At 66.9% G+C, this 16911-nt stretch carries 14 protein-coding genes; 4 read left to right on the plus strand and 10 right to left on the minus strand.

The genetic code is table 11. The features are described 5' to 3' along the window. The first annotated feature begins 36 nt into the window (after positions 1-36). The 3 genes from nucS to LI336_RS00525 all read left to right on the plus strand — a co-directional run bounded on the left by nucS (position 37) and on the right by LI336_RS00525 (position 2291). Positions 37-804, plus strand: coding sequence for an endonuclease NucS (gene nucS, locus LI336_RS00515; protein ID WP_368408330.1), 768 nt, complete (start codon positions 37-39; stop codon positions 802-804). A 93-nt stretch (positions 805-897) separates the two neighbouring features. Continuing rightward, complete coding sequence (locus LI336_RS00520) at positions 898-1491, plus strand: TlpA family protein disulfide reductase (RefSeq protein ID WP_227130666.1); 594 nt, start codon at positions 898-900, stop codon at positions 1489-1491. Positions 1492-1493: 2 nt separating this feature from the next. Continuing rightward, positions 1494-2291 carry a cytochrome c biogenesis protein CcdA gene (locus LI336_RS00525; RefSeq protein WP_227130667.1) on the plus strand — a complete coding sequence of 266 codons (798 nt, stop codon included), beginning with the start codon at positions 1494-1496 and terminating at the stop codon, positions 2289-2291. Positions 2292-2347: 56 nt separating this feature from the next. Here the strand turns inward: LI336_RS00525 and LI336_RS00530 are convergent, their stop codons facing one another. After that, positions 2348-3124: an ABC transporter permease gene (locus LI336_RS00530; protein ID WP_227130668.1), complete on the minus strand. Its 777-nt coding sequence runs from the start codon at positions 3122-3124 to the stop codon at positions 2348-2350. Next, positions 3121-4194 carry an ABC transporter ATP-binding protein gene (locus tag LI336_RS00535; protein WP_227130669.1) on the minus strand — a complete coding sequence of 358 codons (1074 nt, stop codon included), beginning with the start codon at positions 4192-4194 and terminating at the stop codon, positions 3121-3123. The genes LI336_RS00530 and LI336_RS00535 overlap by 4 nt, the downstream gene beginning before the upstream one ends. A 127-nt stretch (positions 4195-4321) precedes the next feature. Between LI336_RS00535 and LI336_RS00540 the strand changes: the two genes are divergently transcribed. Beyond that, positions 4322-5635 carry an NAD(P)/FAD-dependent oxidoreductase gene (locus LI336_RS00540; protein ID WP_227130670.1) on the plus strand — a complete coding sequence of 438 codons (1314 nt, stop codon included), beginning with the start codon at positions 4322-4324 and terminating at the stop codon, positions 5633-5635. A gap of 125 nt (positions 5636-5760) precedes the next feature. Here the strand turns inward: LI336_RS00540 and LI336_RS00545 are convergent, their stop codons facing one another. From LI336_RS00545 to LI336_RS20305, 8 genes are all read right to left on the minus strand, one after another. Then, positions 5761-7533, minus strand: coding sequence for a bacterio-opsin activator domain-containing protein (locus tag LI336_RS00545; RefSeq protein WP_227130671.1), 1773 nt, complete (start codon positions 7531-7533; stop codon positions 5761-5763). Between the two features lie 83 nt (positions 7534-7616). Next, positions 7617-8363 carry a DUF7289 family protein gene (locus tag LI336_RS00550; RefSeq protein WP_227130672.1) on the minus strand — a complete coding sequence of 249 codons (747 nt, stop codon included), beginning with the start codon at positions 8361-8363 and terminating at the stop codon, positions 7617-7619. After that, a complete protein-coding gene (locus LI336_RS00555; protein WP_227130673.1) occupies positions 8363-8923 on the minus strand; it encodes a DUF7266 family protein in 561 nt (186 codons plus the stop codon). Before LI336_RS00555 ends, LI336_RS00550 begins: the two co-directional genes overlap by 1 nt. Next, positions 8920-9936, minus strand: a complete 1017-nt coding sequence (locus tag LI336_RS00560) for a DUF7261 family protein (RefSeq protein ID WP_227130674.1) — start codon at positions 9934-9936, stop codon at positions 8920-8922. The genes LI336_RS00555 and LI336_RS00560 overlap by 4 nt, the downstream gene beginning before the upstream one ends. After that, a complete protein-coding gene (locus LI336_RS00565; protein WP_227130675.1) occupies positions 9930-10574 on the minus strand; it encodes a DUF7288 family protein in 645 nt (214 codons plus the stop codon). Before LI336_RS00565 ends, LI336_RS00560 begins: the two co-directional genes overlap by 7 nt. Positions 10575-10576: 2 nt before the next feature. After that, complete coding sequence (locus LI336_RS00570) at positions 10577-11104, minus strand: DUF7287 family protein (protein WP_227130676.1); 528 nt, start codon at positions 11102-11104, stop codon at positions 10577-10579. Further along, entirely contained in the window at positions 11104-13158 is a 2055-nt protein-coding gene (locus tag LI336_RS00575) for a type II secretion system F family protein (protein ID WP_227130677.1), read from the minus strand. Before LI336_RS00575 ends, LI336_RS00570 begins: the two co-directional genes overlap by 1 nt. Beyond that, the gene (locus LI336_RS20305; protein WP_368408331.1) at positions 13155-16886 is read right to left on the minus strand and encodes an ATPase, T2SS/T4P/T4SS family; all 3732 of its coding nucleotides are present in this window, start codon (positions 16884-16886) and stop codon (positions 13155-13157) included. Before LI336_RS20305 ends, LI336_RS00575 begins: the two co-directional genes overlap by 4 nt. Positions 16887-16911: the final 25 nt, after the last annotated feature.

A 16911-nucleotide genomic window follows, 5' to 3' on the forward strand; every position in this document is an offset into this window, starting at 1 on the left:
ATAGGTTTTTACTGGTGCCTCGGGTATCGAGTCGTCGTGACTGTCGAACGTTTCGCGGCCCCGGATGCGGCCACCGTCGCTCGCGTCGTCGGCGACGGGCTCCGCGAGGGCGCGGTCGTCTCCATCGAGGCCGAGTGCGAGGTCGAGTACGACGGCCGGTCCGGCGGGTACCTCGGTCCGGGCGACCGGCTCGTCGTCTGCAAGCCCGACGGGACGCTCCTCGTGCATCGCCCGTCCGGCCACAAGCCCGTGAACTGGATGCCTGGCGGTGCCACCATCAAGGTCGACCCCGGTGAGAGCGACGAGGACGCGCCGTTGCTGTACGCGCGCCGGTCGAACCCCAACGAGTTCCTGCGCGTGTACCTCCAGGACGTCTACTCGGTGTCGCGCTTCGACGCGACGGACGCCGTCGAGTACCAGGAGCGCGGCACGGAAGCGGAGATGCACGAGTACATCGAGAGCGATCCGGAGAGCGCGCTCGAAGCCGGGATCCGCATCGTCGAGCACGAGCGCGAGACCCAGTACGGGTACCTCGACTTCTTCGCGCAGGACGCCGACGGGACGCCCGTCGTCGTCGAGGTCAAGCGCCGGCAGGCGACGCTGAATCACTTCGACCAGCTCAAGCGCTACATGGACCTGTACCGGGAATCGAACCCGGAGGTGCGTGGGATGCTGGTCGCACCGTCGACGAGCGACCGCGTCAAGCGCGCGCTCCGGGACAACGACATGGAGTTCGTGCGCCTCGCCGAGTTCGACGTCGAGACTCGCGAAGCGTCAGAGACGACGCTGACGGACTTCTCCTGACCTGGACCGTGCCGCGGCCGTCGGGGTGGCGGTCTGGCGTGCCACGTGCACGACCGAGGGACGCATTAACGCACGGCGCGCTCCCGTATTGATATGAACGGTCCCACGCGGCGAGCGGTCCTCTCCTCGGTCGGCGCCGGCGCACTCGCTGGCCTCGCGGGGTGTCTGAGCACGGGTAGCGGGAGCGGCGACCCGACCGACGGCGGCGACGCCGGCGATGGCAGCGGCGACGGAGGCACCGGCGAAGACGGCTCGGGGGCGGACTGGCGGGACATCTCGCTCTCGACGGTCCGCGGCGACGAGTCGTTCACCATCGCCGACCTCGCAGCCGACGGCCCGGTGCTCGTCGAGACGTTCGCGGTCTGGTGTTCGAACTGTCTGCGCCAGCAGAAGACGATGATCGACTTCCACGAGGCGAACCCGGACGTGACGACCGTCGCGGTCGACATCGACCCGAACGAGGACGCGAAGAAGGTCCGCGACCACGCGAACAAGCACGGGTTCGACTGGCGATACGCGGTCGCGCCCGGCGAGTGGACGAAGTCCGTCACGAGCGAGTTCGGGTCGTCGATGGCGAACGCGCCGTCGGTCCCGATGCTCCGCATGTGCGGGCCCGAGGACGTCGAGCGCCTGAAGGACGGCCAGAAGTCCGTGGCGTTCCTCGAGTCCGCGCTCGACGAGTGCTAGCCGTGCCCGAAATCGCCCTCCAGCTCGGGTTCGCCCTCCAGCTCGGGTTCGAGTTCCCGGCGGGCATCGCGCCATTCGTCGAGGCGTTCGTCGTCGGCGTCCTCACCCCGTTGACGGCGGCCTGTGCGCTCCCGCTCTACCCGGGATTCCTCTCGTATCTCGCACGCAGCGACCGCTCCGAGACGGGCACTGGCGACGGCACTGGGTCCGGCGCCGCGAGCGACGGCGGCGCGTCGCGGTCGTCGTTCGTGCTCGGACTCGCGGTCGTCGCGGGCGTCGTCGCGTTCATGGGCGCGGTCGGCCTCGTGTTCGCGTACTTCCTCCAGGAGTCACTGACCACCGTCGTCGAGGTCGTCTCCCCGGCCGCGTTCGCGGTCCTGTTCGTCCTCGGCGTCGCGCTCGCGCTCGACCACGACGTCGTCGACCGCCTCCCCGGCCTCGACCCGCCGGAGACCGGGAACGCGTACGGGTCCGCGTTCGTCTACGGCCTCTTCTTCGGCGGCATCGTCCTCCCCTGCAACCCCGGGTTCATCGCGCTGTTCTTCGCGCGAACGCCCATCCTCTTCGACTCGCCCATCGCGGGCTTCGCGGGCTTCCTCGTGTTCGGCCTCGGGATGGGCGCACCGTTGCTCGCGTTCGCCGCCATCTCGGAGGCCCGCGGTCGCGCCGTCACCCGCGCACTCGCTCAGAACGCGGGCCTCGTCAACCGCGTCACGGGCGTCGTGATGGTCGCCGTCGCCGCGTACTACCTCGTCGTCGTCTTCGACGTCGCGGGAATCGGTAGCCTGCTCGGGGCCTGAGGGTGGAGGAATCGGGAGCCTGCTCGGGGTTCGAGCGATTGCCGTCGCGGTGGCTCTCAGTCGGTCACCGGGATAGCGAGGGCGCCCGCTGCGAGGAACGCGACCGCGGCGACCGCGAGCACGCCGAGTGCGGCGAGCGGGCCGAGGTCGAGGACGACCGTGCCCGCGTCGGTCGACCCGGGCGCGATGACCTGGCGGAGTCCCTGCGCGAAGTACGTGAGCGGGCTGAGGGCGACGAGCGGGTGGAACCACTCGGGCAGTAGCGCCGGCTGGACGAACGTCTGCGAGAGGAAGAGCAGGGGGAGGCCGATGGCGTTGCTCGCGGTGACGGCGCCGTCCTGGCTGTCCGCGAACGCGCCGAGGAGCGCGCCGACGCCGCAGAAACACGCCACGCCGACCGGGACGTAGACGAGCAGGAGCGGGGAGAGCACGATGCTCGCGCCGGTGAGCGCGGTGGTGAGGGCGAGCACGAGGACGGTCGCGACGCCGATGATGCCGACGTTCACGAGCGTCTGTGCGAGCAGCCACTCGCCGCGCGTCAGCGGCGTGGTGGCGAGCTTCTCGAACCGGTTGTGCTCGCGGTGGCGCGCGACCTCGCTCCCGACGCGCGACAGCGGCGTGAACAGCACGACGACGGCGACGTACCCCGGGACGTAGTACGACGCCGGCTTCGTGAACAGTCCCGCGCCCGCGGCGTCGGTCTGGACGAGCACGCCGAAGATCCCGACGAGTATCGCGGGGAAGAAGAACGTGAAGAACACCGCCACGCGTCGCCGGAGGAACGACCGCGACGCCGCCATCGACGCCGACCGCACGCGCCCGACGCGACTCACGACGACTCACCCCCTTGCACGGCCTCCGTCGGCCCGCCGTCAGTGCGAGCGCCCGCGACCGCGCCGTCGCGACGACCGCCCGCGATCCCCGAAGCGTCCTGGACGTCGGCGTCGTAGGTCTCGCCGGCGAGCGCGAGGTAGACGTCCTCGAGCGTCGGCTCGCGCCACGACAGCCCGGAGTACGGGACGCCGGCGTCGTCGAGCGCGTCGGCGACCGTCGCGACGTCGCGCGCCGCGACGCCCCGGACGCGGACCTCGGTCCCGTGCGTCGTCACGTCCATCCCGGCGTCCGCGAGCGCGCGCTCCGCGACGACCACCGGCTGCTCGCTCCCCGACGAACCGCGGTCGCGCTCGCCAGTGCGTTCGGCGCCGTCCGCGGTCGCGTCCACGTCGACGACGACGCTCGGCGCGCCAGCGTGCTCCGCGACGAGGTCCTCTGGCGCCCCCACGGCGACGAGCTCGCCGTCCGCGAGCAACCCGACGCGGTCCGCGAGCCGCTGAGCCTCCCGCATGTCGTGCGTCGTCAACACGACCGTCGTTCCGCCCGCGACCTGCTCCTCGATACGGCTCCAGACCGTCCGCCGGCCCGCCGGGTCGATGCCCGTCGTCGGCTCGTCGAGGAACAGCACGTCCGGGTCGTTCACGAGCGTACTCCCGAGACACACGCGACGCTGCTCGCCACCGCTCATGTCGCCGTAGTTCGCGTCCGCCGCCTCGGTCACGCCCACTGCCGCGAGGACGTCCTCGACGTCCCGCGCGTCGTCGTAGAGGCCCGCGTAGTACGCGACGACCTCCCGCCCGGTCAACCGCTCGGGGGGCGAGAAGGATTGCGGGAGCACCCCGAGGCGCTCCCGGTCGGCCGCCGTCGGCTTCTCGCCGAGGAGTTCGACGCCGCCCGCGTCGGGCGTCGCCGTGCCCGTGAGCGTCCGGACGAGCGTCGTCTTCCCCGCACCGTTCGGACCGACGAGCGCGAACACCTCGCCCGCGGCCACGGACAGCGACACCCCTGCGACGGCCTGGACCTCGCCGTAGGCCTTCCGGACGTCAGTCGCGACGAGCGCATCAGTCATCGGGAGACGCTTCGGCGTCGACGCGCTAATGCGTCCCGGTCTCGGTTCGCGCCGAGCGATCTTCGTGCACGGTCGCTGCCGTGCCGGCACCCCCCAGCATATGCCGATTCGGCTCCAAGGGACCCATATGCGAGTCCTCGTTCTCGGCGCCGGCTACGCTGGCGTCGCGTTGACACGGAAGCTCGAACGGACGCTCGACGACGACGTCGATGTCGTCGTCGTCGACGACACCGGCACGCACGTCGTCCAGCACGAAGTCCACCGCGTCATCCGGAAACCACGGGTCGCGGACCACATCACGCTCGACCTCCACGATCTCTTCGACCGCGCCGAGGTCCGCGAAGGCACCGTCGTCGACGTGGACACCGACGCGAACGAGGTGACGCTCGACGACGACACCGTCCTCACGTACGACGTCGGCGCGGTCTGCCTCGGGAGCGAGACCGCGTACTACGACCTCCCCGGCGTCCGCGAGCACGCCATCCCCTGCAAGCGCGTCTCGCACGCCGACGAAATCCGCGACTCCGTCCTCGAAACGATAGCGGCCGGTGGTCGTGCCATCGTCGGCGGCGCCGGGCTCTCCGGCGTGCAGGTCGCCGGCGAACTCGCCGCCCTCCGCGACGCTCACACCGACCCAGCGCCGACGGACGACAGCGACCCGGTCCAGGTCAGCGTCGACGACGCGACCGACGCGCCCGAGCACGCCGAAACGACCGAACCTGCAGCAGACGACCCCGCACCCGACGACCCCGTGACGGACGACGTGGCGTCCCAGGGCGCTGCAGCCGACGACTTCGAGGTGACCGTCCTCGAGATGCGAGCCTCGGTCGCACCCGGGTTCCCCGAGAACTTCCAGGTCGCCGTCCACGACGCACTCGAGGACGCCGGCGTCGACGTCCGTACGAACGCGGTCGTCGCCGAAGCCACCGCCGACGCCGTCGTCCTCGAGGACGGCACGCGCGTCGAGTACGACACGTTCGTCTGGACCGGCGGCATCGCCGGCCCCGAAGCAACCGACGGCGACCGCGTCGACGCGCGCGCCGACCTCCGCGTCGGCGGCGACACGTTCGTCGTCGGCGACGCCGGCCGCGTCGTCGACGCCGACGGCGAAGCCGTCCCCGCGAGCGCCCAATCCGCCATCCGCGAAGCACGCGTCGCCGCCGCCAACGTCGCGGCGCTCGTCGAGCACCGCCGGACGAGCGAACCCGGCGACTTCGAACCGCGCATGAAGCGCTTCGACTTCGACTCCCCCGGCTGGCTCGTCTCCATCGGGAACGGCGCCGTCGCACAGGTCGGCCCCACCGTCATCACCGGCCGCGCCGCCGTCGCGCTCAAAGCCAGCGTCGGCGCCGGCTACCTCTCCGGTATCGGCGAACTCCAGAACGCGACCGACCTCGTCAACGACGAACTCGACCTCGACCCCGGCCACGACGAGGCCTGACGCAGCCAGAAGCAGCCAGAAACAGCCCGACGTCTCGACGCTCGAACGCTAGAGCGTCAGAACACGCGAACGTCAGACCACCCGGACGTTGGACCGCCAGAACGCGACCACACCGCTGTCGCTCGTCACCGCGGCTCGTCCTCGTCGTCGACCTCGGACATGAACGACTGCAGGAGTTTGCGCTCGCCCGCACGAAGGTGCTCGTGGAGCGTCGGCGAGGAGATGTCCATCGCCTCCGCGACCTCCTCCGCCGTCGACTCCCGCGGCCACTCGTAGTACCCCGCCGAGAACGCCGTCTCCATCGCCGTCTGCTGGCGCTCGGTCAACCGGTCCTCGAGGTCCTTCCGGAACGACTCGCCCGACTGCACCGACCGCTCCACGCGCCGCTTCGAGAGGACGGACGTCTCCTCGTACGCGGACTCGACCGCTCGCGCCAGCGCCTTCAGGTCCGCGTCCGGTGCGACCTCCGCCACCAGCCGGCCCTCGCCCTCCTCCACGCGGAACGTCTTCACCGTCGCCCCAGCCGACGAGAGCGTGTGCACCGCCGACGACGCGACCGTAATCTCGAACAACGACGGGTCGCCCTCCGTCACCAGTCGGACGTCCTCCACGAGGTCGTGCGTCGTCGCCGCCTCCAGGAACGACTCCCCGGACACCCCAGCGGCCTCCAGGTAGCACGTCAACGACGAATCGCTCGTCGACGCCACGCCCTTCAGATTCGCCGTCGCACCCGTCGACGCTGATAGGTCCACGAACGGGTCGTCGCGGTCCGTATGCCGGAACTCCAGTTCCACGATGGTGTCCGCGAGCAGGAGCTTCCGTTGCTCGACCGAGTTGATCCCGTTCCCGATGCGCTCCCCGAGCTCGCCGAACACCTCCAGCTCCTGCTCGCCGAACGCCTCGGCGCGGTCCGCGTACACCAGCACCGCCCCGTACGTCTTCTCACGGTACGACAGCGGCGCGACCACCGCCGACGTCTCCACCGTCGAATCGTCGTCCGTCGAACCGTCGCCCCCGAACACCGCCTCGCGATGCGCCGAGGACACCGCATCGATGGCGCGAACCTCGCCCGTCGTCACCGCGTCCTTCACGCGCGTCGCCACCTCGCTCACGTCAGCCGTCTCCGCCTCGACGCGGTCGACGTCCGCACCAGCCGCGACCCGCGGATCGAACCGCTCCGTGCGCTCGTTGTACCCCGTGATCCACGCCACCGAGTACGCGCCCGAGTCCGCGAGCGACGCACACACCTCCGACTCGATCTCCTCGCGGCTCTCCGCGTCCACGAGCACGCGATCGACCTCGCGGATGACCGTGTTGATGTGCGTCAATCGATCCAGTTCGCGCTCCCGTCGCTCGATGACCGGCTCGTACTCCTCGTACTGCTCAGTGATCTCCTCGCGGAGCGCCGCCAGCTCGTCGGCGTCCCGGAGCTCCTCGGTCTCCCGGGCCGCGAGCGCCTCCTCGGTCGAACTCATCGCGAAGTACTCGCGGACGTCCTCGTCGAACGACGACCGCGCGAGCATCTCGTCGACCGCCTCCAGGATGTCGTCCTGGGACACCGGCTTCACGAGGTAGTCGTCGAACGGCATGTCGACGATGTCCGTATCGGGCGCGACCGCCGTCATCATCGCCACCGGCACGTCGAACCCGCGGTCCCGGAACTCCTCGAGCACCTCGTCACCCGAGAGCGTCGGCATCCGCCGGTCGAGCAGGACGGCGTCCACGTCCTCGCTCATCGCCTCCAGCGCCTCCTCGCCGCTGTTCGCGACGCGAGGCACGTACTGTCCAGCGTCCAGCCAGTACTCGCAGGTCTCCGCCAGGTCCTCGTCGTCGTCCACAACGAGAACGACCGGCGCGTCGTCGTGCGACGGCACGTCCTCGGTCGCGTCAGTACTCATTGCGGTCGTATTCAGACGGCCCCCTAAAGTCAGACGCGCCTAACTACGTAGGCCGACCCTACGTAGATTGGGTCGCGAACAGGTCACAGCGACCCGTACGTCAGCTCGATGACGACCAAGCGAACGACGACGCGATCCGTGGTACAGCTCATCTCGCCGTTATCGATCCCAGTGTCGTCGTCCGACCAGCCCTGCTCTTCGAGCGTCCGCTCCCACGCAGTCGTGTAGTCCGACCCGTCGACGTCGACCTCGACGCCGATCCCCGAACCCGTCTCGGCGTACAGGAGTTCCGTCGACTCCTCGGCCATGGTCACCTCGACGTTGTCCGTCGCCCCGATGGCACCCTGGGTCGACGTCACTGCCACGAGCGACACCACCGCACTCTCGCCCGTGCACTTCATCGTCGGCTGCAGCACCGTCACCGACGCCGACCCGTCCCGCCGGAACACGCCACCGGACTCGTACGCGACCGCCGTATCGTCCACGTAGAACTCGAACGACCCGACTGGATTCGGATCTGGCGTCACCTCTGTCCCGTCGACGACCACCTCGATGTCCGTCGATTCGTCCACTTGCAACTGACCGCCACCGAGGTTCAGCGACCCACCACGCCGCGTCGCCTCACCCTTCACGAGGTCGCTCATACTCAACGCCACCGCCTCCAGCGCACGCTCCGCGTTCGCCTTCTGCTCGCCGTCACGCACCTCCCGTATCGACGAAAACCCCGTCCCGTACACGAGCGCGACCGACGTGATGATGATGGAGAACACGATGATGAACGCGAGGACGTCACTCACCGCACGCTCGTCATCCCTGCTGAACAGGTCCATCACCACGTCACCCCCGACGGCGCGAGCGACGGCGACGGTCGGTCGTTCTGAATCGTCAGTTCCATCGTCCCACCGGATTCTTCGATGACGATGTAGAAGGAACCACCACTAACCGTCGTCGGGGGATCCTTCAGGGTGATAGACGGGTCTATCGGGACGACGATTTCGCTCTCACCACCGCCAGGGGTCGATAGAACCAAACACTGTACCTCTGAGGGAGTCGGCGCTAGGTCTCCAGGTGCGTCACAGTTTGCGTCTCCGTCCCTTAACTCTACGTTGTAGTTGTCCCCCGCGACGTACTGCGGGTGCGAGACGCGGACGGCCATCGTCCCGCCGCCAGCGTCTTCGGCACTGTAGTACGCCGACGAGATCTCCGATGCCATCCGGTTCCCGATGGTCCGCAGTTCCGTCTGCGTCGCACGCTCCTTCTCGTCCCGAAGGAGGCCGCTCCCGCCGACGAGCAGCCCCGTGATGAGGATGGTCGTGATACCGATCGTCAGCACGTGCGTCACCGCGATAGACACCGCCCGGTCGTCGGTAAAGAAGCTGTCTCGAATCATCGTGACCGATTGTACACCTCCACGTAGTACTCCTCGGTGTACGACACCTGCCCGGACTCGTACCGGACCTCGACCTCGAACTCCCAGACGTCCCAAGTCCAGTACGGGTCCCCACTATCAAAGAGGGAATCCGTCGGAAGGTTCAGCGACGGATTCAGCTCGCTCTGGTCGTTGACGGCGAGCGAGTACCGCCCGGTGGCGTTGTCGCCGCGGAAGAACTTCACGTTCCGCGTCGTCCCGTTGTCGATGGTTGCCCACGGCCCCAGCTGGGCGTCGCACGCATCGTACCCCTCGATGTTCCCGTCCGAGAAGTTGAACGTCACCGTCGACGCCGAATCCGACCCCGGGAGTACGCACTCCGTGCCGGAGAAGTCCGGCCCCGGTTTTGCCGTGTTGTTCACTGTCCGTATCGCCACCTGGCCACCCGCGGTCTCGTAGATCCAGACGACGTGGTTGTTGCTCGGTCCCAACCACGCGACGTGGAACGCGTCCTGTGACGCGCCCTCAAGCGAGGACCGGTCGACGGTCATGTCGAAGTCCCTGACGATAGCGCCATCGCCGGACGACTGCATCACCGTCCAGTTCTTCGCCCCGCCCCCAAACTTGAAGTCCGATCCGTCGTCGTCACGGATGCGCGCACCGTGCGTCACGTCGGCAACGCTTGTCAAGCTGAACGAAACGAGCGCCGGCGACGACGCACCGACCACCTTCGTCATATTGTCACTGTACGCCGACAGGTTCTCGGTCAGGTTCGCGTTCGCCTGACTGGGCAACTTCGGCTTCGTCTGGTGGTTCACCCGCTCCACGAGGCGCTGTGAGCCAAGCTCGACCTCCCGGTTCAGGATCTGCGCGTCCCGTGGCGCGCTCGCTGCACCCGTCGACGCGACGTTCTCCGTGTACAGGACCGTGTTGAACACGACCGCGAGCCCGAGCACGATGAACGCGATGGCGACCGCGCCGACGAGGATGAGTTGCGCGCGCTCGCTCCGCTCGTCGAACGCGAACCCTACCATACGACCACCTTCACCGTCACCACGTTGTACACAGGACTGTTCGGGTACGCGTCCGGGATCGGATAGAACCGGTCGTCGCCGTTGCTCGGGTTGGTGTCGTACTCACTCAACGGCAACTGCGACCCACCGGGGCCGGTGAGCCGCTGGTCGTCGTAGAGCGTGATGGTGTACGTCGCCACCACGCCACTTTGGGTGGAGAACCCGTTTCGGACCATCGTCATCGTTCCACCGTTCGGGTCACCGGAATCGTCCTGATAGGTCACGACCACGTTGTACCCGTTCTTGTCCTCGAACGCCTCCTCCAACATCAGCAACAGTCCTCGCGGTGCCTTCCCGGGTGGCAGATCGCTACTGTACCCGAGCGACCGGCTGTCCGACGCCGCGAACCGCCGATCGGTGCTATCCTCCGTCCCGTTCCAGTACCGGATCATCTTCGAGAGGTTCCCCGAATCCGCGCTCAACACGAGCATGTCCTGGGCTTCCAGACGCACCTGGTCGCGCGCATCGCGGTCGACCGTCCCACCCGTCGTCGGCGTGATGACGACCGACTGGAGCGCGAACAGTACCGCGGTCAAGATGAGTATCGACCCGATGAACCCCTCGAGCGTGTACGCCTGTCCTCTGTTGTCGTCGAACATGATTACCACACCCTCACGACGAGCAGACACCCAGTCTGACAGCCATCGACGCCTTCGAGGCGGATAACGCGCGTCGTCGACGCCGCAGCCTGGTTCGACGGGTAATCGTCGCCGCCGGTCAATCGATACGTCCCTCCGTCGTAGGTCGTCTCGACGACGTCACCAGTACGCTTCTGTATCGTGACGTTGACTTGTGCGGTTGCACGCAATCCGAACTTGTCCCGGATGTCGGTCCCGGACACCGTGACCCCCGAATCTGACGAACCAATCACTTCGCCGACCATCTTGTCGAGATCGAGGGTCCGTGCGCTTCCATCCTCGGCGTACGTGTCCACGACGGTCGCCGCGACGCGGTCGGACTTCGCGGGAATCGCGTCCGTCACCGGCGAGCCGAACGGCGTTACGGTCGAGGGGACGAACGCGAACGTGAACGTCACCGTCAACAAGAACACGCTGATACCGACCGCGAAGTCCTGCGTCGTCTGCCCGCGGTCGCGTCCCCGCAGTCCCGTGAGGTCTCGCCCTGTCATTATCCTGCGCCCACCGCAGCCCAGACCACGAGCGCGATCGTGAGCAGTACCAGCACGAACTTCAGGCCACTCGTGATGTCCGCGTCACGGATGTAGCCCGCGATGACGCCCGACAGGATGGCTTGCATCGTGACCGCGTGGAAGAACAGCATCGACAGCAGCGAGACGTTGATGCTGCTCCCCAGTCCCGACGCCGCACCGCCAGCCGACGCGCCACCACCGCCACTCGAGGAGTTCGCGGTGACACCCTGGAGCGTATCCAGGAACTGCGTCTTCAATATCGCCATCACCGCCAGTAACGTCAGGTACGTCATGATGATGATGACGACCTGCATCCTGGTGCGGGACTTCCGTTCGCGCTCGATGTCGTCCTGGTTCTCGGACGCTTGCGCCGCCGTCGACAGCACGTCCGTGATCTGACTGGACGCTTCCTGCGCCTTCGAGATGAGCTTCACCGTCCGCGCCATCCGCGGCATGTGGTACTTGTTGTTGAACTCGACCAGCGCGTCCTTCAGGCTCATCCCGTAGTTCACCTTCGCGTGCATCGTGTCGAACTCGGTCGCCATCTTCCCGCTCGTCGTCTCCGACACCGTCTTCAGCGACTCCAGGAGCGTCAGGCCGGTGTCGTTCGCCGAGGACAGCTTCCGGAGGTTGTCGGAGATGTTCGAGACGATGGCCTTCCGCGACCGGACGTTCCATTCGCGGAACACCGCGAACGGTAGGAAGATCAGGTACGCCGGCATGTAGACGTACATGAACGTCCCCCAGACGGGCGCGTTCTGCATGCCCTCCCAGCTCGTCGGTACCGACCCGGTGAGCGCCGCCAGTATGACGACGACGAGTGCGAGCGGCACCGTTATCGCAGCCGTGTACGCCGGGTTCTCGCGGAAGAACAGGTGCGGTGCTTTCAGGACGCGGATGGTCTCGTGGGTCCCTTCCTTGTTCTTGATGCGCTTGAACATCGACCCGCGGTCAGCGTACTGTTCGACGAGCCCGAGGTTCAGGAGGCCGGCGTCCTGCTGTTGCAGCAACCGGTCGTCAGCGTCACTCGGTAACAGGTAGCCGTCACCCGGTTCGTCCTCCTTCACCGTCGACACCAGCACGAGGAACCCCAGTCCCGTCAAGGGAATGAGGCCGTAGACGGTCCCGTACAGCATCGTCACCTGCGCTTCGCCGAGCATCTGCATGATGACGAGGATGATGATGAGCAGGAGCGGGAACAGCGAGAGCGTCATGTACATCTCGCCGAACAGCTCCAGGGTCTCCAGCGTGAGCTCCTGTTGCTGTTTCGCCGTCCGCATGTGTTTCTCCTTCTTGTCGTAGAGGAACCCCTCCATGTCACCGCCGGAGTTCACGATGGAGAGCATGTCCGTCAGGAACTGCGCGAGTTCGTCACTCGGCGTCTCCATCGCCTGATTCCGGATCGCGGTCCGATAGTCGGTGTCGAAGTACTCCGTCTCCTGGACGATGCTCTGGAACTCCTTCGCGACCTCGCCGTACGTGTCCTCCGCGGCCGCCATCGCCTCCAATATCTCGAGTTGGTTCAGGCCACCGACGGAGAGTGCGTACATGAACGACACCGCGTCTGTCAGGAGCATGTTTATCTCGCGTTTCCGGCTGGACGCTCGCGAGTACGGGACCGCGACGAGCGCACCGAACCCCAGCGCGAACCCGATCGTCCCGAGGAACAACCCGGTCGCGAGGATGAGGGCCGGGACCTTGATGAGGTTGATGAAGTCGATGAGCGCCGGATTCGTGATGCCGATCCCCGTCAAGCTCTCCGTGTTCTTGATGAGGAACGTGAACACGAGGTACCCGAGGAGCATCCCCATCAGCCAGAGGATGCCGCCCGCGAGCACGCCGATGCCGAGCGCGCGCGACAGGTACATCTCGACGGTGTCCGTCATCCGTGACTGCGCGAGCTTCGTCTCCACGTCCGCGACGAAGTTCGAATCGTCCGCGAACAACCGCGTGTACAGCGGGTAGAACATGTCGCCGAGACTGTCCGAGCCAGCGTCGAACCCGCCGTCCTGATCGGTCGTTTGCAGGCTCATTCCTCGTCACCGCCGCTCGAGAACACGGAGCCGTCGTCCTCGTCGTCCTCGCCGTCTCCCTCGTCGAACACGCCACCGCCGTCGCCACCACCGAACACCGAGTCGTCGTCCGGCGGCCCGCCGTCGGCGCCGTCCTCGTCACCGAAGACGCTGTCGTCGTCCCCCGCGTCTGCGCCGTCGTCCACTGCGTCCGCACCGTCGTCGAAGATCGCACCGTCGCTCTCCCCGAAGATGGAGTCGTCGTCCTCGTCGAAGAACGGCTCGTCGTCGTCGCCGAAGAACGCCTCCTCGTCGACGTCGTCCTCGACGTCGCCGTCCGCGTTCGACGCATCGTCGCCGGTCGAGTGGTCGTCGTCACCGAATATCGCGCCCTCGTCGCCGCTCCCGGCCGCTGCAGCATCCTCGTCGTCGACGGAATCGCTGGACGATGGCTCCGTCGACGCCGTCGAATCGCCGGCCTTCGCTGGCTCGCGCGACGGTTCGTCGTCGGCCGACGACTCGGTCTCCTCGTCGGTCAACGCCGGGAACTCCGCGTCGATGTCGCCAGCGTCGTCCTCCAGTGCCGCGTCGTCCTCGCCGAACATCGCTCCCTGCTCGTCGGACGCGTCAGCGTCGAACGCGGCCCCGTCCTCCTCGAGGAGCGATTCCTCGTCCGAGCCAGCGTCGAACGCCGACTCGTCGTCTGCCGCCGACGCAGCCGCCTGCCCGACGCTTCCATCGTCCGCATCTCCGACCGACGAATCGTCGCCCTCGTCCTCTTGCGCCCCGCTCCCGGCTTCCAACTCCGGTGCGTCAGCCGGTGCCGACGCCTGCGCGGAACTCGCGTCCTGCGCGTCGGTCGACCCGCCGGAATCCTCACTGAACGGATTCGCGTCCTCCTCGCCCTCGCCGAACGAGAACCCGCCACCGTCGTCGCTCAACCACGACGGCCCGTCCGTCTCCCCGCTGTCACCGAACGAGAAGTCCTCGTCCTCGTCGTCCCCACCGAGCGTGAACCCGTCGCCGCCACCGACGTCGTCCAGCGAACTCCCGAAGTCGAAGTCGTCGCCGCCGGACTCCACCGCCTCCGACGCGTCCACGTCCTCCTCGGTGCTCACGCCACTGAGCGCGCTCGCCAGCCCACTCGGTATCTTCCCGCGGTACTCCTCGAACATCGACTCCTCCGCGCGCTCGAGGATGTCCTGCGCGAGATTGTACGTCTCGTCGTCCGGGTCCGGCCGCGGAACGAGCTCCTCGTCCTCCGGGTCGACGTCGATGAGGACAGACTCCATCTCCCGGAGGTCCGTGAGGCTCTCCTCGAGTTGCCCGTTCGCGATGAGCGTCAGGATGGTCTCCGGGTCGTTGATGAACGCCTGGACGATCGCCGCGACCTGCGCGTACTCGTTCAACCCGGTCTTGATGATGTACGCGAGGATGACGCGACGCTTGAACAGCTCCTCGTCGAGCTTCTCCTGGCCCCACCCGCGGTCGAACTTGATCTCCTCGACGGTGTTCGAGTCCCCCATCTTCAGGAACTCGTCCGTCTCCGCCTGCCACTGGTAGACGTCCTGCACGTTGATCTCGTCGTTCTCCGCGTCGTAGTGATTGATCTCCGTGATGTTCCGGTTCCGACGGACCTTCCGGCCGTTCACCCGCGTCTGCGTCTGGATCGAGACGAGGTCCAGTGCCGTGAACATCGTCTTCGAGACGTTGATCGGGTCGGTCGTGAACCGCTTCAGGACCTCGCCGACGGAGTCCGCGTGGAACGTCGTGTACGTCGTGTGCCCCGTCGACATGACCTGGAACAGGACCCGGCCTTCCTCGCCACGGATCTCACCCATCACGATGTAGTCCGGGCGTTGACGCAGTGCCGCACGCAGCAGGTCGAACTCGTCGACGTCACCCTGCGAGTCCTCGCTGAACGACGGCCGCGTGACGCTGGCCACCCAGTTCCGCTGGGGGAGCTCGACCTCGCGCGTGTCCTCGATGGACACGATCTTGGTGTTCGACGGGATGAAGAGCGAGATCGCGTTCAGGCTCGTCGTCTTCCCGGACGCCGTGCCGCCCGCGAAGATGAGGCTCTTGTGGTTCTCGATACACAGCCAGAGGAACGCCATCTCGTCGAGCGAGAACGTGTTCCAGTTGATGAGGTCCACTGGCGTGAACGGGACGTCCTTGAACTGACGGATGGTGTAGTTCGTCCCGTGGTCGCTCACCTCCTTCCCGAGGGTCAACTGCGCACGCGACCCGTCCGGGAGGGTCGCGTCGACCTGCGGCCGACGCTTCGAGATGCCTTTCCCGGAGCGCTGGGCGAGCTTCACGACGAAGTCGTCGAGCTCGCGTTCGCCGTGATAGATGTTCGAGATGATCTGCTCGTACTCGCCGTGGTAGACGAAGATCGGCGAGTTGTGGCCGTCACAGGAGATGTCCTCCACGTTGATGTCGTGCTTGATCGGGTCGATGCGCTCGTACCCGATGAAGTCCCGCTTCAGGAAGTACAGCAGCTTCTCGACCTGGTACTCGTTGAGCGTCTCCGGGTCCTCTTCGAGCAGCACGGGCTCCGGTCGGGCCTTGATACCGTCGAGCTCCCGCCCGAACCCTTCCGCGTCCTCGTCGGCGCCCGTATCGGGCGCGCCCTCGCCGTCCGCGTCCGCCGTCCCGAAGAACCGTCGGATGCTCTCCGTTATCGACTTCGTGCCCGAAGCCGCGCCCGCCGAGTCCGACGACGCGGGCGTTCCCTTGAACAGGTCGTAGCGCTTCAGGAGTCGTTTCGTCTCACGGTCGATGACGCCCCGGCGAGCGTCCTCGTCGCCTTCGACCGCGACGTCCTCGTCGCTGTACTTGATCGCGGTCCGGAGCTTCCCCGTCATGAACTCCTCGAGGTCGTCCTCGAGCTCGTTCATGTACGGCTGGATGACGTAGTACTTGCGCTCGTTCTCCTTCTCGGAGAGGAAGATGATGACGAACGCGTAGGGTTTGTTCACCCAGTACCGTTCCTCTTCGCGGAAGTGCGTCTTCTTCTCCATCGGAACGGCCTTCTCCAGGTCGTAGCGATTGACGACCGTCGTGTTCCCACCGGGGTCCGAGAAGAACTCGTCCTCCTCGATCTCGTCTTGCACGTTCACGGTGCGTTCCTCGACGACGTCCGCGAGCTCCTGTGCGAAGTCGTCGCCCTGACTGAGGACGCCTTCGACCTCTTCGTCCTCGAAGCTCAGGTAGTCGGTCTCGTCGAACTGGACCTTCTCGCCGTCGCCGTCGGTCGGGACGTCGCCGTCGCCCTCGTAGTAGTACTGCCACTTGAAGTGCTCCCACGTCCACGTGTCCTTGACGACGGGCGTCGCCTCGGGGTCGACGTGGTCCTTGAACTCGTTCCAGAGCCACTTCGCGCCCGGGGCGACGTCCTCGGTGATGTGCGCGGCGAGGTCGTCGGGATGCACGCCGATGTACGGTTCGGGATCGAAGTCGACGCGGTCCCAGTCGTCGCCTTCGGGAACCGTCTGGACAGTCCCCTCCTGGGTTCCCAGGCCCATCCTGCTCGAATCCTCGTTCGTGTTCTCTTCGACGTTCCGGTAGAGTGCGGATACGTCGTCGCCGTACCCGTGCTCCTGCATGAACTCTCGCCAGGTATACTCGCCAACCCGAACCGAGGAACCGTCGGTCGGGCCATCGGACGCCGCCTCGTCCGACGCCCCAGAATCGCCCCCATCGAGCCCGTCTTGCCCTGTCTGGTCGGCGTCGTTGATAGCCATTGCCTACCCCTTTACGCGTGCGAGC

This window comes from Halorubellus salinus (assembly GCF_020567525.1).
Taxonomy (GTDB): Archaea; Halobacteriota; Halobacteria; order Halobacteriales; family Natrialbaceae; genus Halorubellus; species Halorubellus salinus.